General features: G+C 50.9%; 8 protein-coding genes and 1 other RNA gene. 6 read left to right on the forward strand and 3 right to left on the reverse strand.

Going from position 1 to position 24,159, the window contains the following annotated elements; genetic code table 11:
* The first annotated feature begins 200 nt into the window (after positions 1-200).
* Positions 201-2,285, forward strand: coding sequence for a tetratricopeptide repeat protein (locus tag ELAC_RS09450; RefSeq protein ID WP_098039046.1), 2,085 nt, complete (start codon positions 201-203; stop codon positions 2,283-2,285).
* A gap of 106 nt (positions 2,286-2,391) precedes the next feature.
* Here ELAC_RS09450 and typA read toward each other — a convergent pair whose 3' ends face one another.
* Positions 2,392-4,218, reverse strand: a complete 1,827-nt coding sequence (typA, locus tag ELAC_RS09455) for a translational GTPase TypA (protein WP_098039047.1) — start codon at positions 4,216-4,218, stop codon at positions 2,392-2,394.
* 770 nt (positions 4,219-4,988) lie between these two features.
* Here typA and ELAC_RS09460 point away from each other — a divergent pair.
* From ELAC_RS09460 to ELAC_RS09475, 4 genes are read left to right on the forward strand one after another with little or no spacing between them, the layout of a single operon-like run.
* Positions 4,989-9,149 (forward strand): hypothetical protein, encoded by a 4,161-nt coding sequence (locus tag ELAC_RS09460; RefSeq protein WP_098039048.1) that lies wholly within the window; start codon positions 4,989-4,991, stop codon positions 9,147-9,149.
* Positions 9,136-9,882: a hypothetical protein gene (locus tag ELAC_RS09465; protein ID WP_098039049.1), complete on the forward strand. Its 747-nt coding sequence runs from the start codon at positions 9,136-9,138 to the stop codon at positions 9,880-9,882. The genes ELAC_RS09460 and ELAC_RS09465 overlap by 14 nt, the downstream gene beginning before the upstream one ends.
* A 31-nt stretch (positions 9,883-9,913) precedes the next feature.
* Positions 9,914-14,281 (forward strand): hypothetical protein, encoded by a 4,368-nt coding sequence (locus ELAC_RS09470; protein ID WP_098039050.1) that lies wholly within the window; start codon positions 9,914-9,916, stop codon positions 14,279-14,281.
* A gap of 49 nt (positions 14,282-14,330) precedes the next feature.
* Entirely contained in the window at positions 14,331-18,944 is a 4,614-nt protein-coding gene (locus ELAC_RS09475) for a hypothetical protein (RefSeq protein ID WP_098039051.1), read from the forward strand.
* A 51-nt stretch (positions 18,945-18,995) separates the two neighbouring features.
* Here the strand turns inward: ELAC_RS09475 and ileS are convergent, their stop codons facing one another.
* Together ileS and ELAC_RS09485 are read right to left on the reverse strand one after the other, a co-directional pair.
* Positions 18,996-22,118 carry an isoleucine--tRNA ligase gene (gene ileS, locus ELAC_RS09480; protein ID WP_098039052.1) on the reverse strand — a complete coding sequence of 1,041 codons (3,123 nt, stop codon included), beginning with the start codon at positions 22,116-22,118 and terminating at the stop codon, positions 18,996-18,998.
* A 302-nt stretch (positions 22,119-22,420) separates the two neighbouring features.
* A complete protein-coding gene (locus tag ELAC_RS09485; protein ID WP_098039053.1) occupies positions 22,421-23,281 on the reverse strand; it encodes an OTU domain-containing protein in 861 nt (286 codons plus the stop codon).
* A gap of 176 nt (positions 23,282-23,457) precedes the next feature.
* On the opposite strand from ELAC_RS09485, the gene ssrA reads away from it, so the two are divergent.
* Positions 23,458-23,859: a transfer-messenger RNA gene (gene ssrA, locus ELAC_RS09490) on the forward strand.
* Positions 23,860-24,159 lie beyond the last annotated feature (300 nt).

The following is a 24,159-nucleotide window of genomic DNA, read 5'->3' on the forward strand; positions in this document are numbered from 1 at the left end:
TTTCGGAAAAGAGAGAAACCTCACCCATAGACTGCCTCCGAGGCGGTGCCGATGAGAGTAGAGGTAATTAAACTAAAGAGAGCAAAACACTGAGCAGAACCCATTTATTTAGGCCTTTCGGTATCAAGTTATCACTCATTGGCCATGTGTACACAAGAGTGAAGGTTTGGTTAAAAACTTTAAGATTGGCTCATGACGGTATGAAAAAGACTGAAATCCACAATCGGCTGGAAGAGATATTGTCCTTAAAAAGCTATGGTGAGCTATCCACTTTCTCCGACCCGGAGAAATGGAAAGAGATGTCAAAGCCCGAGAGGGAGTTACTTGGCAATCTCTTCATCATGCATGGGAGCGAACTGGCGCTGAAAGGAAGTCAGGACGCTATACGCTGCCTGCGCCTTGCTGCCAAGGCCGCCCCCACATCGGCACACGTTTTTTTCAAAATCGGTGAAGCGTACGTCGGCATGGGGCAAAACCCCAAAATTTTGAAGGCGGCTTGCCGGTCTTTTGCCAAAGCTGTCAACCTCAACCCTGAATATTATGAAGCATGGGCCGCCTACGCTCTGACCGAGACGCTTTGTGGAGAGCTTTCCCGGGATGTCGAGGGACTTATGCAGGCAGATCGTAAATATCAGACAGCTTATGACCTCTTGCTGAAAAATGATCAGGTCAATCCTTCCTCGCTTTGCTGGCGCTGGGGTGGCCTTTGGTACCGCATTGCCAGGATCAGCGGCGAGCCATCCGATTATCACGAAGCGATCAAAAAATTTACCCTTGCCAAAGAAGCAGGTATCGACGAGCCCGATTTTTTAAACGATTTCGGCAACTTAGTGGCCGAACAGGCTAGCCTGACGGGCTCGATTGAATTGTTCATGAAAGCTGCAGCCGAATATGAAGAGTGTATCCTGAAAAATCCTAAGCACACTTCGGCCTATCTGAACTTGGGCTGCGCTAACATGAGGCTTTTTGAAGCCACGGGCGAGCTGGAGTACTACACAAGAGGCGACCAGGCTTTCAGAGCCTCTTCCGATATTGATCCGCATCAGGGAGTTTTGTGGCTTTTCTGGGGTATGTTGGAGCTGATGCTGGCCAAGAGAAAACAGGGTCCGGTCGATGAAAAAGAAGAGATGTTCTTAAGCGCCATGAAGAAATTTGAGGTGGCCGACCTCTGCGATCCGAACCATCCTGCGATTCTCCTGAGATGGGGAGAGGCTTTAATGTGCCTCGGGGGGCTCGTCGAGAGTTGCGAACACTTGAAAGAGGGCCTTGAAAAAATCAAGAAATGCATCCAGAAAGATCCTGAAAGAACTGAAGCGTGGTATTTCCACGGCAGAATACTGGCGGAATTAGGCCGCTATTTTCAGGATGAAAGGATCTTGACCGAAGCCAAGGAGAAATACCTGGCAGGGCTGAAGCTCGACCCCCATTTTACCGCATTTCACTATGGTCTTGGCTTGGTGTCCTTAGAGCTTTTTGAGGCAACAGCAGAGGTCGAGCCTCTTGAGGATGCGTTAGAGCATCTTAAAGAGGTGGCGGCAACTCCGGCGGCTTTGCCCCCGCAGTTTTGGCTGGATATGGGTGTGGCGCACTTGAGGCTCGGCGAAGTGACAAAAGATGTCGATGAGGTCCGCGAGTCGCTCTTAGCAATCGAAAAAGCGCTTGAGCCGTTTGAAGGACGGAAGCCAACTCCGCTTTTGCTCGATATCTTGTGCCACTACGCCATGGCAAAGACAGCGTACGGGGATCTCACGGACGATCCTCAACATGTCGAGGCGGCAGCTAAGATTTTCAACCAGATTCTGCAGGAAGACAAAAGCTTTGAATCTGTGCGATTCCATTACGCCCTGGCGCTGCAGCACTTGGGGGAAATGGTGGCTGATGCCGATATTTTGCGCGAGTCGATTCACCAGTATGAGGAAGCGATCAAGGAGGATCCGGAAGATGATATGGCGTGGAACGGACTGGGTGTTTCACTGATCTCTCTCTCCGAAATGGTCGACGATCCCATGCATCAAGACGAGGTGGAGGCGATGCGGCATTTGGCAGAAACGAAGCTCTTAGCGGCAGCTTCCCTAGGTTGCCTTGAGTCTTACTATAGTCTGGCTTGTCTGTTTTCTATCTCTGAGAATTTGCACGCTTCCATGTATTACCTGGAGAAGGCGCGCCAGCAGGGCTCATTGCCTCCGCTCGATGACATGATGCATGATGAATGGCTGACAAAGACGCGTGCCAGCGACGAATTCCGTTCTTTTATCCGCTTACTGCACAGGGATGGCGAAGAGTAGTTGCCACTCCATTGATACCGTCTGGATCTCAGAATCCTAAATTTTGAGATTCTTTCGGTGTGCTGTCATAATGAGGGCGCCCCTCTCAAGGGGCGCCTAGACTAATTTAGTTTTTAACTTCGCGCTCTTTGCGTTTTCTTTCGTTCTCGGTCAGAAACGTCTTACGCAGACGGATTTGAGCGGGCGTGATTTCTACCAGTTCATCATCTTCTATATAGTTGATTGCCTGTTCGAGCGAGAGTTGCCTTGGAGGGATCAAGATGATGTTTTCATCAGCTCCCGAAGCTCTTACGTTTGTCAGCTGCTTTGCCTTTGTCACGTTGACGATGAGGTCGTTGTCGCGGCTGTTTTCGCCTACGATCATCCCTTCATACACTTCGTCGCCCGGCTTCACAAACAATACGCCTCTGTCTTGGAGGTTGAAGCAGGCAAAACCGTTGGTTTTTCCTGGGCAACCGGAGATCATCACCCCTTTTGTACGCCCTGCGATATTTCCTTTCCAAGGGGTGTAGCCTTCCAAGATCGCGGTGAGAATGCCAAGGCCGCGCGTCATGGTGAGGAAGTCTCCCCTGAGTCCCATGAGTCCTCTTGTCGGAACGAGGAATTCCAGTTTGGTGATGCCATGCTCGCTAGTCGAAAGGTGTTGCATCTCTCCTTTGCGCAGCGAGATCTCTTCGATGATTTTGCCGGAGTACTCTTCCGGAGTTTCGATGTAGACTCTTTCCACCGGTTCGCACTTAACGCCGTCTTCTTCTTTGATGATAACGCGCGGTTTCGAGACGGAAAACTCAAACCCTTCACGGCGCATGCTCTCGATCAGAACCGACAGGTGCAACTCGCCGCGGCCGGCTACTGTTACCTTATCGACTTCGTCTTTCATTTCAATGCGCAGCGAGATATTGGCTTTCTTTTCTCTCAGCAGTCTATCTTTAATCTTATTCATGGTGACATGCTTGCCGCTCTTGCCGACAAAAGGGCTCGAGTTGACGGAAATGTCGACCGAAAGGGTGGGTTCGCCGATCTTGATTGCAGGAAGAGCTTCCGGTTTTCTCGGATCGGTGATGGTGTCGCCGATGGTTGCTTCCTCAGGAAGGCCGGAAATGATCACGATATCGCCTGACAGTGCTTCATCAATATCGACTTTTTTAAGGCCGAGGTACCCTTGGAGCTTGGAGACGGTGAAATTGGTCGCTTTTCCATCGCCGTTGATGTGGATCAGCGTTTGTCCTTTTTTGACAACACCGCGCACAATCCTGCCGGTCACCTGCCTTCCTAAGAAGTCATCGTAAGACACCGTTGCAGCCTGCATCAGGAATGGTTCTTCGACTTCGCCGCCGGGTGCCGGAGTTGCCTCCAGAATCAGGTCGAAGAGAGGGGTCATGTCTGTTGATGGATCTTCCAGTGTTTTCTTGGCAAAGCCGGAGAGGCCTGAGGCGTAGATGTAGCGGAAGTCGAGCTGTTCATCTGTCGCTCCGAGTTCGGTAAAGAGGTCGAAGGTTTCGTTGAGGACTCTGTCGGGATCGGCCGATGGTCTGTCGATTTTGTTGATGACAACGATCGGCTTTAAGCCGAGGGCTAAAGATTTCGAGAGAACGAATCGCGTCTGCGGCATGGGGCCGTCTTGTGCATCGACGAGCAACAGAACGGAACCGACCATCCCCAGGATTCTTTCCACTTCTCCGGAAAAGTCAGCGTGGCCTGGCGTGTCGATGACGTTGATTTTGTAGTCTTCGTAGGGGATTGTCGTGTGCTTGGCAAAAATTGTGATTCCGCGTTCCTTTTCCTGATCGAAAGAGTCCATGACGCGCTCAGGGATATCTTGGTTGTCACGGAATAGCTTTGACTGTCTTAGAAGACTGTCGAGAAGCGTTGTTTTGCCATGGTCGATGTGAGCGATGATGGCGATATTGCGGATTTTATCGGAGTATTTCATATGATCCTTTTCTTCCCAACCCTCGTTAGAGGGAGTGTTTTAGGGGGTTTAGCTCTTATAAGGCCCTTCGGTGGCCCGGGGCCTTAGAGAGTGTTTACAAGACAGGATCAGGCGACTTCGCTGCTTGATCCTGTTTTGTAAACACTCTCGTGGCGATGAGCGGAACTTCTTTAGATTGTGTTTGTGTATTTAAAAATTTGAAAACTTTGTAAATATTTTATAAATTTTTTTATTTTTTATCAAGATGAATTGCCTTCGCCGCTCTGGTCGAGATTTTTTTGTTTGCCGCCCATTCCGAAAAATAGGGCCTTCTAATCAAAACATAGATATCTATTAAATTTCCAACTTCCCACCCCACTAATCGGAAGAATGCTCCATCCCCTGTGAGCTTCTGCTAAAACTCAATCCAGCAAACAAGGGATCTAATTTCCGTCTTATCACGAGCTCTATGGGTTTGTTAGGGGAGACTGCGCTTAGTACTGTTTGACTTAAGGTAAGTAAATTTTTTAATGAGATATATGGAGAAATCTTGTATAATAATAATAGTGGGAGAGCCTTTTCTGCTCCCTGTTTAAAGAAATTCTGTGCCTTTTCCTCTCGGGAGAATGAAAAGCGGAGGATATTTATAGAATGGTCCCGAAAAGAGAAGGCCATCCGTCCGTGCTTAAGAACAACAAGGAGTGACTTACCACAAAAACAAGAATGACGATCCTTAAATAACTTAAAGCATGGATTGTTATTTCCCTCTATTACGAACAAGGAGTGTTCTAATGGGTGACGAATTAAGTTTTGGGAGCTATACCGGACTAGGAGGCGGGTATCCGATCGGAGGCGAAGGAAGCGGGACAGCTCCACTAGGTCAGACACCTTCGACAAATCAGCAGGCACCAAGTGACAGCATTGAAAGCGGAGGTACTTCCCAAGCGTTTGCGCAGACGTTCTCTTCAGCGATCACTGACGGGCGCATCTCAATAGCCGAATTTTCTCAGCTTGTCCAGGTAGCCCTCAATGATGCCAAGCAGACAGAGGGTGAAGCGGCAAGCAAAGACGCTGAGGTCAACCGCAATTTCAGCAAACTGATTGTGCAGGAGTTTATCGTCTTAAATCTTCTGCAGAATAATATCTTTGCCATGGGGCTGGAAGCTCAAGGGCTCTACAGCAACATGAATGCCGAAATTGATGCCATGAACTATGGCACCTATTCGGTCTATCAGGGTCAGACAGCAGACCAGCAGGCGGTCAGCGCCTACAATACAGCACTTGCCAACTACAACGATCCCCATCATGCCGATTATCATAACGACACTGTCTTGAATCAGGCGAAAAATGATTATAATACCTATGCCGCGACCCGGCAGACGGAGATCGACAACTACAACGCAATGGTGGACGCCTATAATGCGAACGCGGAGCTAAACAACGGTGCCATCGAAGATTTCAATTCCAATCTAAATCAGAACGCATGGGCAGAAAAAGGCCCCAGGCTTCCTGATCAGCCAGCTCCTCTTTCTCATTATCAAGGTACAGCTCCACAGCCCATCAGTGGTAATAACCCGGTCACATGCGGCACCCTAGGATCTCCCACCTACCTAAACCATGTTCCGAACATTAATGTGAATGATTTCATGGATCAGTTCTGGGGGCCGGCACAAGGATTTGTCTTGGGGCAAATGATTGATTTGATTCGCGCACTGGACTTCCACACGAACTTGGAAGCGTATGCGGCGCTTGCGGGAAACCTTAACGGATTTAAGCCGCAGTCCACGCTGATGCTGCAGTTGATGACATCGATCCTGACAGGAGACATGAACAGCCGGTCCTTACCTCTTGGCCTGCCGTTCCCCTCCACATTTATCAACCGGATGGCACAGAGAGCGGTGCTGGCTTCGATAGCGCTTCAGATGGGCGTCCAGCTTCCACCGACCTTGAGAATGCAAGTGCAGTATGCAATGATGGCGACGCTGTCGAAAGCGGCGCTCTTTGCCGCCTCCTCTCCGGCGATGCTCTTCTTGGGAGATCAGTTCTCAAGGCTCAGCCTCTCGGCTTCAGCCTATGCGCTCGCCATGTCGTACGGATTTGCCGGAAGGATCGGCTCCTCCGTTGAAGGGGCGGTGATGAGGAGAAACGTTTTAGACGCTATCAACCAAAACCCTCAGCTTGCCGGCTTGCCTTTCGGCGATAAGCTGGCGCTGGCAAGACAAGTGTGCGCCGGTTTGCAGCTGGGACTTTTGAACACTGCCGTCGTCAACATGGCGATCTCCCTGGGAGCGCCCGGGCTTGTCAACCAAGTGATGTTCAATGCCCTGAGGAACGCGGGATTTAGCGATGTTAGCGCCTCTCTCAGTTTAACATCGGCCATGAGCAACAGATCCGCCTCTCTCCTCGCCCAAGGACTCATGGCCAATTCCTTAGTTTCAAGAGGGTTCTCGCCCGAGTTTGCTGCACAGGTTGCGGGTAATTCCGTGGCGAACGCTCTGGCGTTTGGGCCTTATGCCAATACTTCGGACTTCATGAACAGCTTAACATGGCAGCTGCAAGGGCAGGGACTTGACTTTGGCACTGCTCGTTCCCTTGCAATCGACTACACCGCCTCGATGATGGCCTCCAATCCGACTGCGCTCCTCTCCGGCAACTTCTTGGACACTGCCGTTATGCTGGGTTTGATCAGCCAGGACGTCTTTTTATCGGCCGCGGTCATGAACGCTGTTTTGTCGGGACTGGATCCGGCCCTCGGACCTTCCTACCAGGCCGCGGTACTCGCACTTTTGACAGCCTCGGATCCTTCCTTGGTTGCCGCCGCTTTCAACAACAGCCTCGGTGCAGCGGCTATCTTAGATAACTTGCCCCCCTCGACTCTCGGTCAAGTCAGGGATTCGATGTTCACCAACTTGCTCTCGCAGGGTGTGGATGCGGGATCTGCGTGGCAGATCGCAAGCAATTTTGTGGATGTGCTGAGAAATGGCGAGCCCTTTGCTCTTGCGTTCCAGATCAATCCTTTGGCGATCGGCTTTTTACAGTCGCAGCTGACCGCTTCCCTCGTGAACCGCGGCTTTTCGCCCGTCGAAGCAGCATCCCTTGCAAACGCGATGGTTGTCGCTTCCTTTGGAGCCCCTTCGGTCTTCAGCTCAGGAAACTTCTCCCTCGATTTGGCCAGAGCTCTCGATCTGGCCGGAGGAGCGCGGCTGGGATTGCTGCAGTACGGCATTACTTCCCAGCTGATCGCTCAAGGTGTGCCGCCAGCACAGGCAGCCCTTGCCGCCAGTGCCGTCGCATCGAGCGTCTTCAGCAACCCGCTGCTTGATCCGCTGACGCTGACAGCGTCCTTGCGCGATGCGCTGCTCTTGCAAAACTTAGGACTAAACCCGGGGCAGGCGCAAGATCTTGCTGTGTTGATTCTCAATTCGAGCATCTTAAACAACGACCTGGCAGCTCTCGCGGTCTTCTCAGGATTTGCAAACGGATCCGTAGGAGCGGCCTTGTTCGCGCAAGAGTTTACCAAAGCGCTCCTGACAGAGTCTTTGATCAGTCAGGGAATTGATCCCGCCATTGCAGGCGCGATCGCGGGTGCGGCTGCTGCGAGTGTTGCCGAAAGGGCGCTTGCCTATGCCACTTTCGACGCTGCCTTTAAAAGCGCAGTTGCAAGCTCCCTCGTCATTAACCAAGGGATCGACCCGGCCGTTGCCAATGTGATCGCCCAGTCGCTCGTGATGAATGACGTGCTGAATTTAGGTTTGATGGAATCGACCCTCGCACAAGGGCTGCTTACGGCAGGGTTCGGCCGCAATCTCTTTGAAGCCAGCGCCATCGCCTCGGTTGTCTTGGGCAGCGCGCTGAGAGTGCCCGATGTCCTTTCCAATGACATCGCGTTCAAAATGGCTCTGATCAACGCCACCGCCCTTACTTTGAACACCGATCTCGACGTGGCAAGAAATGTCATTGCTCAACTCGGCGCGGCCGATGTCGTGATAAGGGATGCTCTGATAGCGCAGCTGACCGTCGCATTCCAAAACAATGGCTATCCGGATCTGGCAGTCGCCACCCTCATGGCGACAGCGGCGGCTCAGGGTATTATCCAAAACTCTTTTGGCTACACTCCGCAGACTGCCTTCCAGAATGCCTTCGGCAATCACATCATGTCGACCATTGGCGTTCCTTTGAGTGTGGCGGTAGAACTGTCGAGGAACTTCGAGCTCAGCAATCTGCTTGTTTTGGGAGCTTTGCAAAGCGATATCTCTTCAGCTCTTGTCAACACCAAGCTTTATAACGATGCGCAGGCAGCCGCTCTTGCCGAGCAGTTGATTACCTTGGTTCTTGCGTATCCCTCCGCTTTCGAAAGTGATGTCAGCTTCCGTGATGTGGTGGCAGACACCCTTTTCATCAATATGGGACTCGATATTGGAACGTCTTCGCAGATCGCTTCAGGCCTTGCTTTGGAAGGAATATTTAATCGTGAAGCGATCAAAAATGAGGTGTATGCAAGTTTGGTGCTTGCAGGATACAGCCCCATTCAGGCGGAGATCCTCGCGATCAAAACGGCCGAGACATTCTTCTTGATCAATACGCCGGCGCTCGACCTGCCGACACTGGCGGGAGTTGCCCAGGCAATTGCCTTGTCATCCGCTTTCGGATTCCAGGAAATGGCCAACTCGATTGCCAACTCCCTTCTAGACAGAGGTCTTGTTGCCGATCCGACACTGAGGCAGAACCTGTCAGAGCAGATCGCAGCACAGGTGCTGGTCAACAGCGCTGCCTTTTCAGGTGTTGGGGCCTTCCAGGATGTCGTGAGGGATGCGCTGCTATCAGCGATCGGGACCCTGGACATCCAGACGGCTACATCGATTGCCTCGCAACTGGCGATCACCGATGCCCTCAGAATGGATGTTTTACAGCAAGCCATCATTAACGCGGGAGCTACATATGGTTTCTTCTAAAGAAGGCGCGAAGGAGAGCGGCGAAAGGCCACAGCCAACCGGTTTGAAAGGGATCGTAGATCCACATGCCAAGCGCTCCGGGAAGGAAGTTTTAGCTGCGGAAGTAGCGAAGAAAGCTGCCAGCAAAGTCTTCAGGAATAAGGAAGCTTTTGTCTCCAAGGATGCGTTCCGGGAAGCTTTGGCCAAGGCTTTGGAAGATACGGGAAAGGTTCCGAAAGATAAGTGCCGAGAATTTGCCGATAAGGTGGAAGTAGGGCTTGCCCTTTGGGGAGCAAAAGACCCTCTGAAGCAGCCGATGCAGGGTCTGGTCATGGAGCTTGACGTGCTGCGCGAAAAATTGATGGAGGTGGCGATCGAGTCATTCTACCCGATATTCGGCGAAAAGAAAGCACGTGACAAAGCCCGGGAGTTCGTCGTTCTCCTTTTGGGAGAGCCCGGATTTAAGAAGGGCAAGGATAAGAGGAAGTCGCTGCTTGAGCAAATAACGGATCAGATCCAGGCACTGATGGTTGTCACTAAAGGTAAGATGAATCCTGATCTAGCCCAGGATCTGATCAAAAATACAATCATCAAGTCGGTCAGCGAAGGAGCCCAGTGCGACCTCGACGCCTTTATTCTCAACGAAGCTCTGAACGCACCCGGCAAAAAGCTGTTGACCACGATGCATGACGCGATGATTGCCAAAGCGGCGGGAGGAGGAGAAAAAGGATTCAGTATGCCGCTGCAGATATAGCGAATAATTTACCCTAAGGGAGATCGATGCCATGAGTGATCGGAAAGTAGGCAACGACCCCTCTTTTAATAGGGCGGAAGCTTCCGAAGAGTATGGTGCGCAAATTTCGAGCGAAACTGCGCCAGCGGATGTAGAGACGGGGGCTGTCCAAAGGGAAAAGACACCTGTAGATGAGATCGTAAGCGGAGCTATTGAGACAGATCGAGTCCAAACGGATGGACAATGGAAATTGGAGAGAGCGATAGAAGCTCCGACTGCCAGCGATGTGATGCATCTTATAAAGGATGCCCTTGAAAGCTTAAAAGAGGGTGGCGGCAAAGAAGAAGATGCTGCCTCACAATTCGAAGCCTTTAAAGAGTCGTTTCTGAAAAGAGCTGTTTATCTGAGAGCCTTTGCTTTGCTGCTCAAAAACGGCAGCGATGCATACGATGCTCTCTGCTCGTCTTTTTTAGAAGGGGCTAAGACACTTCTGCCCAGAATACAGGAATTCAACCGTAAGGTCGGATCGAAGAGCGGAGCGGACGCTACCGAGACGAAAGCTCAGCGCTCCTTCATTCGAGCGTTCAAAAACTATCAAAAGGGGGCAGCTAGCCAAAGCGAGTTCTTTTCGGCGCTTCAAACTTACAATGCTTTTGCGCAAGAGCGCAACCGGCAGATAACCCAGTTGGCGGCAGATATCGATCGCTTCAACATCGAGGTGACGTCTAAAAATTTAGCCATCGAGGAGCTTAATGAAGCCAGGTCAAAAATCGGCGTTGGCTCGATGCCGCTTCTGCCTAAACTCGAGTTGCCACAGCCGATGCAGGTGTTTTCCGCCGTTGAATCCAATTTTGCCAAAGTGGCCCTTCCTCCGCGAAGGGAGATTTCTCTTCACGCCATCGATCAGACAGGTAAGTTGAAAGACGATCTCTTGCAAAATTGGATCCCCAATTTAAAGAGCGATTTAATGTTTCTCTCTGCGCGAGAAGGAAAAGACGAGATCGAAGTCCACTTTTCATCCTATATGAATTGGCTTCACCTTCCCTGGGATCGGGCCTATTATCCCGACCTCTCTTTGAACGTGCTTAAAACTTTAAGAAAGGAAGGAGGGCTTCCCTCCTATCTGAACCTTATCGACTCTTCCATGATGCCTTATCTGGGAACGGGTTTGATCGATTATGTGCTCAGGCTGAAGCTGCCGGACTTATGCCGGCCTGTCGCTGAGAATATGCGTTTGCTGATTATTGATTTGATTGCGCAGGCAGGGGTGATGTCGTCTACCCCGGCGCTTTTGATGGCTCTCGAGCGCTCGCCGGAGGAGCTGGATCATGGCGAACTGGATCTTATCGTGGCCACCGCTTTTTCTAAATCAATCCGGTCAATCATCTCCTCTTCGCTGATCGAAGAGAGCGTCGATCGCATCCTAAGCGAAAATGGAATCAAGCCCAGCGCGGCGCCCGACAAGGAGCTGATCAACCTTAAGCTGGTCGCCGTCTGCAATTTGACGATTGCCTTTGCCGCGATCAACCGGATCGCCAGCGCATTAAAACTACCCGGTCTGGCTGCCAGAGTGCTGTCTGAGGCCCTGCAGTATGCCGGCATCAAAGGTTTCCATCCCCGCCTTACATTAAAAGAAGTGCTTTCGAACGGGGCTTTTGACATCGCGATCGCAAAAGCGATCAAGGAGAAGCTAGTTCAGCATTATCAATGGGAAAGCGCTGAAGCGGATGCTTTGGTCTCCAGTCTTTTCACACACCTTTCCAAAGAAGCTTTCTGGAAGCATGATAAGGACGCCCTAATTCCCCTGATCGCACTGAATATGGAGCGGGCCGGATTCACCAACGCCTCTGCTGCCAAAGCGATCGCCTTTCAGGTTTATAGCGATCTTCTAGGTGTGATCCCTTCTGAGAACATGGATTCGGGCGAGGATAGCGCGCCGATTAGTGCCTGGCTTATCAACGACGGTCTTTTAGCGTGGGGTACATTCAATCCCGATGTGGACAAAGAGACAAAACAAAATGTTAAGGAAGCAGTCAGGGGATTGCTGAGGACTCTTCATCAGGAGGGTGAGACAATCCTGTTCAACGAGCTAATATTGCGGTTGACGGAGAGAATTCAAAAGGAGGGAGTCGAGAAGGAGCTTGCCAAGAAGATGGCGGAGTCTGTCGGTGAAATGGTGGTATTGAACCTTGAGGCAAGAGGTTCCCTTGGAGTGTCGGCGGCAGAGGTGGGAGTTCTCTTCGGTATGATAGTCCCTCTCTTCGAGGGATACACCTACGATGATTTGATTCAGTTGCCGATTGCTTACCTGCTCTCTGACAAACTATCCGTTATGCATCCGCAGGAGATCGTCGACCGTCTGCGTCTTGCCAAGGCGCTCCCTTCAGGGGATGACGCATCCCATGCTTTCATCAGCATGGAGCTTAAAATTCCTTTTGAGTGGGTAAAGGCAGTCCGGGAGGCAGAGGAGGAAGATCACAAATCGGCCGAACAGACTCTTCATTCGATATCTAAAACCCTCCTTAAGACTGTGTTCTCATCGAGTGAGACCGTTGCAGAGGAAGCTGCCGACTTGCTGCCGCCTCTCTTTTCAGACAAATTGGCAAGGGCGACGATAAGGCTTACGGATACCCTCAATAATCAGGGTGTTGATTACAGCAGGGCATCCCAAGTTGCCGCCACTACTGTTGCGCTTCCTTATGCATGGAAGAGCGAGTTCGATTTGAGGAAAGCTGTTTATCTGTCGCTGATTTTGCTGGGTGAAGGACGAGATGTCGCTAAAGGCGCAAGTCTTAACTTCGCCATGAAAGACCTTCGCGTGCCTGAGGATAACTTAAAAGAGGAAGTCGCCGCCGCGTTGGCCAGGAGTAAATTTCCCTATGATTTCGCAAAGCCCGCTGCCGGCATCTTGATAGCGCTCATTCCCTTTATTGAAAGCAAAGAGGGAATTAAACCCTGGAAGGCAGGGATTGCAAAGCTGCTTTTCGGCACAGGCCTTTTCACACCGCAACAGGCGCTAAAGATAGTAGCGGCAAGCCTCGATGATAAGGTCGCCCAAGAAGCCCTAAAGGAAGGTTTTGGATCGTTTTTTACCAAGTCGATTCCTTCGGAGGCCGCCGAACCTGTCGCCCAGTCCGCAGCTTCACTTCTCTTAGAGACGATGGACGCCTTTGTCGATGAAAGGGAATTTATCCGCAAAGTCGAGGAAATCGCCCTCTTTTTGACGGGAATTGTTCTCTCCTCGAAAGAGGCTGTATTAGCGGGACTTCGCCTTAATGCTGTTGTCAAAGGCGGTGCGCTCAAGGCTATGATGGAAGAGCAGATCAGGAAAAAGGGTGCGGGGGAGATGGAGGCGGATCTGCTTGCCTCCAAAGCGATGATTAACCTTTTTGCAATGCAGATGCCCCTCCAGCAAGCTTTCGGGATGAGTGAAATCGCTCTGTCTACCGATAAGGTGATCCGCACCAGGATCGGCGTTTTGGAGAAAAGACTCGAGGGCATGCTTATTGCAAAAGGGGTGGAGGGCGGCATAGCCTCTAAAATCGCTCAATTGGCAGCCCGGGAAACCCTGCAGCAAGCCGAGAAATTTTCGGACGAAAGAGTGTTTAAGGAAGTGCTGTTTTTGAGCCTGCAGGCGCTGTTTCGAAGAGCGGTTGACAGCGACCCGTTCTTTGAAAAACCAGATGCCGCAGCTGGCATAGTCAGGGAGTTGGCGGTGACTGAACTGATGCGCCGGGAGATATTGCAGGAAGACCTGAAAAGGATTTTAGAGGGGGCGCTCTATCTACCGGATAAGGCCTTTTTTACTGCCGCGGATCTGTCTGACTCGCTCTTTAGATCTCCGCAACTCTTTGAAAATGAAGAAGTTTTTGCTGGAGCTGTGAGGGATGCACTGGTTGCGTGGGGACTTATTGATGAGGCGGCAGCGGATTTAGCCGTCAAAGCCATTGATTTTGGCCTGATCGTCCATGGCTCGCCGCTTAGAACGCTGGAACAGTCAGGACACCTTCCGCTTCCTGAGCTGATTGGCTGTTTTTTAACCCAGGCGGCCGAGGAGAATAGTTTTTTAAAATGGGGATCTCAAGAGCTTGTCCGTGAGCTGCTTTTGCTCGTTTTTGGGACAGCGGCCGCGGGAGAGCAGATTAGACACACCTCTTCGGATCCTTCGCTGCTGAAGCTTGTCAAAGATAATTTGTCCTTGATCATTTCAGCGCGAAAAGAGAATAAACTTAAGAGCGGTTTAAAAAAAGTTTTAGCGGAATTTGCCCGTTCTGTCGCCCACCCGACCATCGAGTATTTCATCTTGCTGACCAAGGCGACAAAACCGGCCGAGGCGATCATCTCCTCGACCCATCTTACCTTAAATTCCAGGGAAGAGAAGGAAGCGGAGATAAAAAAGACATTAGGTAATGTAGTTTAATCTATTTCAGGCCCTTTAGAGGCCTGATGCAAATAAAAGAGGGAAGAGTATGACAATACCAATTAGTGGGGGCAGCGGAGGCTCTTCTCTGCCGCCGGTGTCGGGCTTTACCGCCATCGACGCAAGGCCTTCATATCCCGTCTTATTACCAGGGCTTTTGATTACGCAAGACAGCTTAGAGGAGTCCTCCTCTTCCATTCCAATTATTGCGTACGCCAGAGCTATCAATGAAGCGATTGACCAGCTGAAGGAACAACTGGGGGCAAGCGCTGTACAGGATCAGGAAGTCAGTAAGAAGTTTTTTGGTGCGCTCATTCAAAGGGCTACGCTTTTGCAGCAGCTCTATTACGAAGTGAAGAAAGCGGCGAGCTTGCAAGAGCAGTTGATCAAGGAAAGAAATGAGCAGATCAAATTGATCAACGATCAGATCGATCTCTACAACGAAGGAGTCACTTCGCAGTATCTGGGCAGCTGGGAAGACCTGAACGCTCTCCGCAATCTTTATGCCGCCACCTTAAGCTTCATCGATCCGAGCAGCTCCAACTATCTCAACAAAACCTATATGAATCAGCAGGTCGACCTCTACGGTTCTCTCACGGGGTCTCCGATGGAAACCCTGAAGACCGCGGTGACGGAGTTTTACGATCCGAAAAGCCCTTACTATAATGATTTCATCCGTTTGGGAGGCGTTCTTCAGCAATACTTCTTCCAATATGACAACTACGTTGTGCCTGCCAATGAGCAAACTGCCGTCGACACTTGGGCGGCTTTCTTTAATCCTGATAGCGCTCTCTACGGTAATCTCGGCGCGCTCGATTCGGCCATCAAAGCGTATGCGCCATTCCTCGACCCCAGCTATACCCTGATCGTAGAGCCTGACCCGAAAGAGATCAACGAACAGGCCGAGACCGAACGAGTCAATCAGGCGATCGCGGACTTCAACGATCCGATGAGTGTCTACTACCAAGACACCGATTATCTCGCCCTGATTTATTCCCAGTACAGCGCCTATCGTGAAGGCACCTTGGATGATGTCAAGAACGCCATCAACGCCTATTTCTCAATTACCAACAGAACGCCGGAAGACTTGGATAATTTAGACGAGATTCTGCGAGCCTATCACAGGTATATTGAAGGAGCCCCCGACATCATCGCAAGCCTTGACGCCTACGACCACGATCTTTCTTTGCAGATTCAGGCGATGATAGATAACCACAACGCCCTTGTCCCGCTGACAGGCGGCACTTTCGCGGAACAGACGGTTACAGACAGCCTTGAAGCTTCGATTGCCGCATACTACAACACCCTTTCGCCCTATTATTCAGATGAAGATGCCCTTCAGGAGGCAATCAACAAATATAACGCCTACAGACAGGGTACTTTGGCTGATGTCTCTACAGCGCTATCGGCCTTTTTTACCAGCGGCAGCCCAAGCTACCAGGATGTGCAGGCGCTCGATCCGATACTCAGGGCATACCATCCCTTCATAACGGGCACCAGCAATATTTTGAATAGTGTCTATGGCTATTACAAGTTTCTGTCACAGCAGATGCGAAGCCAGATTTCTACCTTTAACTCCGGAGTCACCACCGAGAACTCACAGATTACCGCTTTAAACAATGCGATCGCGAGCTACAATGACCCTGGAATCATCCCGACCGCCCCCAATCCCAACTACCACAACCAGGCTTATCTGCAGGCAGCTTATGACACATACAATGCCTACAAGGCGACAAGGGATGCCGAAGCGGCTGCTTTAAACACCAGCATCACCGCCTATAACAATGATGTGCAGCATTTGCCGCAGGTAGAGCCTTTCAATTATGTTAGAAGTCCTTTGCCGATCCCTCCTCCTTTTCCTCCGGCCGGAACTAACGCCGGAGCACCGCTTCCCGGAACTACCACGGCGCCGCTCAACCCTCTACTCTATTCCGCGCAAACCGCAATCAACTTTTCGCAGCTCTCTTCAGCTCTTGCCACCTACCAAACGCAGATTAGCGCCAGCCCAACCAACTATTTGAACAGAAATGCCGCCATCACTGAATTCAACGCAGAAATGCCTGAGTGGTATAATTACTATAACCTTCTGATTGGAGAGCAGCCGATCAAAGACTGGATTACTTTCACACCAAGGGTCCTCTTGCCTCCTCCGCCTTCGGGCTTTCCTCCTCTCGCCGGCTCTACCTTGCCGGACAGGATTGAAGAACCCGATCTGCCGGATCAAACCGATCCTCCGGCTGCCGACATTGATGCCCTGGAGGCAGATATCCAGGCTTATCTGGCCTATCTCAACACCAATCCTCCGAACGAATTAAACCGCAACGCGGACATTGAACTGTTGAACGACTATATCGATCAGTATAATGCCGCGATCGCTGCCAACAACGAAATGGTTGACGAGATCAACGGCACCAGAGGAAAGTTGAAACTGAAAAACCTGACCAAGCAGCAACCGGTCGATTACAGGGATCTGCTGCCGCTGGCGCCTACAATTTATGATGGCAGCCAACTACTGCCGGGAAGGGATTTGTACCCCCGGGTTCCGCTGATCACCGAGCCGACAGAAAACGATACTTCATTAATGGATGCCTTTAACGCAGAGTTTGATGAAGCGCTTCTTTTTATAGGAACGATGTCGCAGCAGCTAAGTTTATCCCAAGTGGATATCGACTATGCCCTGTTTGTTTACCAGGGCGGCAACCTGATGAACCCGCTTGCTCTCGACCCAGACCTTGGTGGAAAGAGTGAGTCTGGCGGCGGGGTTGCCGGCATGGGATATGGATCAACGGCGCTGGATTTATCCAACGTCTTCGTCGAGGCGGTTCTTTCGACGGCCCTATTGGAAGCGGCCTATAAAGCTGAAGGACTCCCCGACTCACCGGAGGCGATAGAGGCTATGAAAATAGCGACGCTGCAGCTTTTGCAAGATGTTTCATTAGTTGCCGGTGCGCCTTCCGTAGCCTTCTTGGCGGGAGCTCTGCCCAGTATTTCGCTCCTACCCTACCTGGGAATTGACGAGGCGGCCGTCTCCGTCGTTTTCGCCGTGGAATACGCAAGGCAGGTGCGCAATGTCTTGCTGAGCGATGTTCCGCAGCAGACGATACAGGCCCTATTAGCTAGCGATCCTGCGTTTGCCAACTTAACTCCGGAGCAGATCGCCAATATCGTAGGATCGATCTCGGCCTCTCTTGCCACTTCCCTTGGACTTGTCTCGCTAGTCCAAATCTCCATCGCACTGGGAACCCCAGGCCTTGCAGCTCAGTTGCTCAGCTTGCTGCCCGGCATCCAGGCGCTTGGCGTTAACTCTCTGTCGCCTCCTATATTCCAGGATTTTGTCGGCAACGGATTTACCAACTCCTTAGTCGGCAGTCTGCTGATAGGATCAGGTCTTGACCAATCGGCCGCGGGGGAGGCATTGAGAGCCGCTCTGGCATCAGGCCCGAGCGATCCCAACTCTTTCTTCAATGCGCTGCAAAAAGCCCTGGCAGCTGCCGGGGTGGCACCTTCTGAGGCGATATCATTGGCCCTGGACGCCACTCTTCTCGTCCTCCAGCAATCTCCTCAGGCTAATTTTACCCAGGGTGAACTGGACAGGACACTCATGCCGGGTGTCATCGATCAGAAAATGCTCGAAGATGCGCTCTTACGAGAGTTTGTCAATGCGGGAGAGATCGCTGCCGCTGTCTTTAAGACCTTGAATGAAAGAAACCTGATTGAAAAATCGGTCCTGGTCTCCACTATCTTGGAAGATTTCCGCTTCAGCGACGAGCTGACCCGGGGGCTTTTAAGAGCCAATCTCTTGGGAGAGGGTGTGCTTCGCGATTCTATCGTTCGCGATATCATCACTCAAAACGTGATCCGCAACGATCTTGTTTTGCGCGATATCCGCAATGCCCTGGTCCAGGAATTGATCAACAGGAATTACGATATCAAGAGAGCCTTTGATCTCGCTCAGAACACCATTGACCAGCTAAGGGAAGACTACAGGCTGAGCTTGCGCATGGAGCAGGCCTACGTGGATCAGGAAGTTCTGAAAAACTCCATCCAGCAGTCTTTCATTCAGCGAGGTATCCAGGAAGATGAGGCGATCAGGAGAGCGGAAATCGTGATGGATAACCTCCAAAGCGACAGAGATAATTTTGCTGCGAGGAGCAACGTCAGGGCAGCCATCCGGGATATTCTGGTTGAGAAGTTTGGTGTTGACCGGCAGCAGGCAGGGCTCATCGCTGCAGGAGTGGATTTGGGTATCCCCCCGGCAGAACCGGTCTCTCTATTCAACCCCGGTGTGGGCAGCATGACCGTCAACGAGATATTGATTGCTCTTGAGACTCGTATCGTTGCTTTGCTTGGAGGCAGATTGAGTGTTGAAAAGACGGAAGAGTTAATCGATCGTCTGAAGGGTATTGTGCTGACGGATGATAATTCGCTGCGACACATTATCGACAGGAGCGCTTCCTTAGTGGTAGAGACACAGAATGAAGAGCTGATCCGCAGCCTCGTCACTGAGATCAGGGAGCTGACGAAGCCGACAAGGGAAATATTCGCCTTTATGGAAAAACTGCGTGATCCGGGCAACTCTCTTATCTACTCTGTCTGGTCGGGGATCATGTACGCGCAAGATCAGCCCTCCAACTACAAGAGGGATATCGATATCCACGTCTAATGATACAGAATTTTAAGGGTGCGGCTCTTTCTTCCGCACCCTGTGAGAGGGCTACCCTTTGCGGATGGCGATCGTGGCCATCTCGCCGTTTAAGTCCCAGGACGTGCCCTCGCTTTTCTTAAACTCAAAGGTCAGAGCCAGCACCTCGCCATTAATCCATTCGGCATGCCCGAGATAGCTTTCTTTGACTTTTTCCGTCGTTTCCACTGTCACATGGATTCTGTCTGTCACGTGGAAACCTAAGTCTCTGCGCATGGTGTTGATTTTATTGACGATCTCTCGAGCGAGCCCTTCGCGGATCAGCTCATCGGTTAGAGTTGTCTCTAACGCGATAGTGAGCCCGGCTGAGTGCTCGGCGACAACGCCCTCTTTTACAGTGCGACGGATCTCGATATCCTCGGGAAGGAGTTCGAAGGGCTCTCCTTCAAGGGTCAGCTGAAGCGATTTGCCTTCCAGGAGAGTGCTGAGTTCTTGATTCGTTAGCTTCTCGATCACTTCCTGTCCGGCCTTCATTTTTTTGCCGAGACGGCGCCCCAACGTTTTGAAGTTGGGCTTTGTCGATATGGTCACAAACTCCCTTTCGTCGCGGGCAAAATGGATTCCCTTGACGTTGAGCTCATCTTCGATCAGGAACTTGTGCTCTTCAAGGAATGAGAGCGCTTTTTCTTCTGCCGAGATTAAAGTCGCGAGGGGGAGCGGCTGCCTCACTTTCAGCTTCTTCTCCTTGCGGAGGGCGTGCCCTAGGCTCACAGCTCTTTTGACCATTTCCATCGACTCTTCCAGGTGTAAGTCGCGCATATTCTCTTTATAGGCCGGAAATGCAGCGAGGTGCACCGATTCCGGGGAATGATCGCCTTTGAGGTTTCCGTAGATGGCCTCGGAGATAAAGGGGACAAAGGGTGCCGCGATTTTACTCAGCTCTAAAAGCACATAGTAGAGAGTGGCAAAAGCCTGGTCTCTTCCGGCGCTCTTTTCGTCGGACCAAAAACGTCTCCTCGACCTTCTGATGTACCAGTTTGTCAAGTCATCGACGAACCCGACAAACGGCTCGACGGCGCTTGAGAGATCATAGCGGTCCATTCCCTCTTCCACATCCTTGATCAGATGGTTAAGCCTGGAGAGGATCCATCTGTCTAGCACCTCTTCCCTTGGGAAGTCGCCCTCTTCCAGATGCTTTTCCGGTCTCCATCCCGAGATGCGGGCATAGGTGACAAAGAAGGAGTAGGCGTTCCAGAGCGGGATCAGAATCTGTCTTAGCACCAGCTCGACACCGCTCTCTTTAAAGCAGAGGTCTTCCGCACGCACGGCAGGGCTGTGGAGCATGTAAAGGCGGACGGCATCGGCCCCATAGCGTTTAACTACTTCCATCGGATCGGGGTAGTTCCTTAAGCGTTTGCTCATCTTGGCGCCGTCTTCGGCTAAGATGATGCCGTTGACGATCACGTTTTTGAACGCGGGCTTGTCATAGAGGGCTGCCGCCAGAATTGTCAGCGTGTAGAACCAGCCTCTTGTCTGGTCTAGACCTTCGGCGATGAAATCTGCGGGGAAGGTGCGCTCAAAGTTTTCCTTGTTTTCGAAGGGGTAGTGATTTTGCGCGTAGGGCATCGATCCGGACTCGAACCAGCAGTCAAACACCTCAGGGATTCTGCGGAATACCTTACCGCCCTTTTCAAAAGTTAGGTGGTCGATGAAGTGGCGGTGAAGGTCGGTGACTTTAGTCTCTGTCAACTCCTCGAGCTCTTTGATGCTTCCGATGACGTGGATTTCGCCATCTTCGGCGCGCCAGATGGGGATGGGAGTTCCAAAGTAGCGGTTGCGGCTGATCGCCCAATCCCTTGCACCCTCCAGCCACTTGCCAAAGCGGCCCTCTTTGATATGCTCCGGCATCCAGTGGATCTGCCTGTTGGCTTCGAGCAGTTTATCTTTGATCTTTTCGACGGCGACAAACCAGGTTTCCACCACTTTGTAGATGAGGGGAGTGTCCGATCTCCAGCAGAAGGGGTAGCGGTGGTGAATGGTGGCTTGGCGGAAGAGCCGGCCGCTCTCTTTGACCCTGCGGATAATCGCCTTGTCGGCGTCTTTGACAAAAAGGCCTGCGTGCTCCGGAATTTCCTGCGTGAATTTACCGTTGATGTCGACAGGGCACACGAGGGGGATTTTCTCTCTCTGACAGGCAAAAAAGTCCGCTTCTCCGAAGGCCGGGGCGGAGTGCACAAGGCCCGTACCATCTTCAGTGGAGACGGAGGGTTCTAAGATGACGCGGAAGGCCCCCTCTTCTTTTTTGCCTAGGAAATAGTTGAAGAGAGGCTCGTATGTAAGTCCTGCGAGCTCCTTTCCTTTCATGGTGGAAAGTATGGTGTAGCTTTCCTCTTCTTTGAAGTACTCTCCAAGACGTGACTTTGCGAGGATGTAGCGTTCACCGCTCCCTTTTACTTCGATTTTGACGTAGTCGATTTCGGGCCCTGCCATTACGGCGAGGTTGGAGATTAAAGTCCAGGGGGTCGTCGTCCAGATGAGGAGGCTGGTGCCCGGCTCTTTTTCCAAAGGAAATGCGATGGTGATCGAAGGATCGTCGACATCCTTGTAGTTTTCACCCGCTTCAAAATTGGAAAGGGGGGTTCCCAGTTTTGCGGAGAAGGGCATTACCTTATAGCCCTCATACACAAGCCCTTTTTCATAGAGACTTTTGAAAACCGAAAGAACGCTCTCCATGAACGTCAAGTCCATCGTTTTATAGGTGTTTTCAAAGTCGACAAAACGGCCCATGCGGCTAACGACGCTTTTCCACTCCTCGGTGTAGCGGAGTACAATTTTACGGCACTCTTCGTTGAACTCGGCGATGCCGAATTCTTCGATGGAGGCGCTGCCGCTTAAGTTGAAGTTCTTCTCGATTTCGTTTTCGATGGGCAAGCCATGGCAATCCCAACCGAATCTTCTGGGGACGTGGTAGCCTTTCATGGTTTTATAGCGGGGAACGACGTCTTTGATTGTCCCGGCAAGTAGATGGCCATAGTGCGGAAGACCGGTGGCGAAGGGAGGGCCGTCGTAGAACGTAAAGGGAGGTTTGTCTTTGTTTTGTTCTACCGACCGCTCAAAAATGCGGTTCTTCTTCCAAAATTCAAGGACTTTTTTTTCTCTTTCATCAAAGGAGTCGTGAACTACTTCATCGAGCATGGCTTAAAACTCTTGGCTTGTTTTTTTTGGGGTTTTGCTGTTCTTCACTGCCGCTCGCCCACTCCAAATCGAGACACTTTCGGTATATGTCGTCTTGAAGATGCGGGCGCATTTTCGAATTCAGGAAAGCGGTATCCTGCAAAATCTCAGAGACTGTTGAGCACTTGGGGCAAAAAGAACTTTATGGACGCAAGTTTACTCCAAATGGAGCAATAAGTCCACCTTAAGAGACTGTTACCGGATGAAGTGAGTCTTGCGCAGCTTAAAAACTACTTACCGGCTGCGCAAGATCTTGAATTGAGTTACCTGTTGAATACAGGGTAGAAATGTCCTGTCGGTCCGGCAGTGTAGCAGGCAATTTCGATCAGGGGGGCGCCCTCCTTTCCGAACATACTGTTTTCATCATCCTCGAAGAGCACTTCGGCGACCATGTCCCGTTCAATAACCATGTAGATCTCATCATCCCGATGCTGAGTTCTTAACTCAAGCAAGGTATCGAAATCGACATCATAGGTTCCCAGGCCGTGAACGCGGATTTGGATGCCGTAGGCTTCGGCAACAATTTTCGCGATCAACGCATTACCCCAGACCGGAACTACGTTTCGTTCTTTGCACTCATCCACCGTGAGCCCAACTCTTTCTAAGAAAATGTCGTAGGCATCGTCATGGCTGCCTCTTGCCCCTTCTTTCACCCAGTTGTCCGGACTCTCTTGATGCAGTTTTTCGACAAACTCGGCTACTTTGGCGCGTACATCCCGGACGGTGACTCTTTTTTGAGTTGCCAGGGTCAGTGTTTGCGCCACGCTGTCAAAAAAGCAGTCGCCATTGTCCACTGCGTAAGCAATCCCTTTACCCAGGGGAGCCAATCTTTTGTTGAGGTGGTATTTGAAAAATTCGCCGCGCGATTTTCCCACCCAGTTGGTTTTGAATTCACTTGATTCAAGGAGTGGCGGGGCGGTGAATCGTTCGGGTGGAGTTACAGAAAATCTGCTTACCAAGGTGCGGAATACGGCCACTCCGCCGAGCCCCAGCATGAAGAAAGTGGCCAACCCGGCCAGCACCGAAAGGGCTAATGTGACGATTTTTTGCGAAAGCGTCAGTTTGGGGAATTCTTTCAAAGCGGTGTATTCGGCAGAGAATGGGTTAAATAATGAAACTTTCATGAGGATCCAAGTTTTGGTGGTAATAAACTATAAAATTATTAATCTCTGTCATTTATATTGTTTTTTGTCAAAAATGTCTACTCTTGTTTTTGAAACACCGGACTTTGTTTCAATGTAGTTTTCTCTCGGGAGGATTGTCGCAAATCCTTCATTCATGGTATAATGAAGGCGAAATCGGGGGTGACTTGGTTTCGACTAGGAAGTGAAACATTGATTGCATGCAGAGGGAGTCGGTTGGCCTCTTTAAAAAACCGGCAAACGAATAAATGCTACTAAGAAAGCAGAAGTGATTGCAGTGAACTTTGCTGCAGTCGAACAAAAAGTTGCTTAAGACTAACCCTCTTTCGTAACGCGGCTCACCAGCACCGGACCGAGAGTTCTGGATGCGCCGTCATTGACCTCGGTACTGATTTGGAGACCTAACGTTTCCCGGGCTCCACTTCTAAGATAAAAGGAAGCTGTCCGTCTCTAGTGGGGTGTCTTGCATCGGAGACGGCACATATCTCAGGACACTAAGCATGTAGTGGTCAGTGCGTAGTTTGCTTAGGACGAGAGTTCGATTCTCTCCACCTCCATTAAGGCCGGGCAAAAAGCCCGGCCGGCTTTTTGGCCCGGCCGTCTTTTTGAAGATGTATCATCATTTAATTTTCAAAGAAGCGCTATGGTTCATGGGTTAGTACCTACTTATGTTCCTGCCGCATCCAAATCAAAACTATTATTAAATTAGTTTTTTCATAGTTAACTCCCTGGACATCAAACATGAAAAAATGTAGTATACGTCCCTTGGTAATGTTAAATTTATTTAGTGAGTTTTAAATAGCAGTGCTTTTTGCTATTTTGGAGTGTAATCGGGCTTCATGAGATAGCTTGGTAGATAT

Origin of the sequence: Estrella lausannensis, from assembly GCF_900000175.1 — a bacterium.
GTDB lineage: Bacteria > Chlamydiota > Chlamydiia > Chlamydiales > Criblamydiaceae > Estrella > Estrella lausannensis.

Excerpts from the sequence above, each read along its gene's own strand:
- ELAC_RS09450 (WP_098039046.1), top strand. The coding sequence starts at position 201 with ATGAAAAAGACTGAAATCCACAATCGGCTGGAAGAGATATTGTCCTTA.
- ELAC_RS09465 (WP_098039049.1), top strand. The coding sequence starts at position 9,136 with ATGGTTTCTTCTAAAGAAGGCGCGAAGGAGAGCGGCGAAAGGCCACAG.
- ELAC_RS09475 (WP_098039051.1), top strand. The coding sequence starts at position 14,331 with ATGACAATACCAATTAGTGGGGGCAGCGGAGGCTCTTCTCTGCCGCCG.
- ELAC_RS09470 (WP_098039050.1), top strand. The coding sequence starts at position 9,914 with ATGAGTGATCGGAAAGTAGGCAACGACCCCTCTTTTAATAGGGCGGAA.
- typA (WP_098039047.1), bottom strand. The coding sequence starts at position 4,218 with ATGAAATACTCCGATAAAATCCGCAATATCGCCATCATCGCTCACATC.
- ileS (WP_098039052.1), bottom strand. The coding sequence starts at position 22,118 with ATGCTCGATGAAGTAGTTCACGACTCCTTTGATGAAAGAGAAAAAAAA.
- ELAC_RS09460 (WP_098039048.1), top strand. The coding sequence starts at position 4,989 with ATGGGTGACGAATTAAGTTTTGGGAGCTATACCGGACTAGGAGGCGGG.
- ELAC_RS09485 (WP_098039053.1), bottom strand. The coding sequence starts at position 23,281 with ATGAAAGTTTCATTATTTAACCCATTCTCTGCCGAATACACCGCTTTG.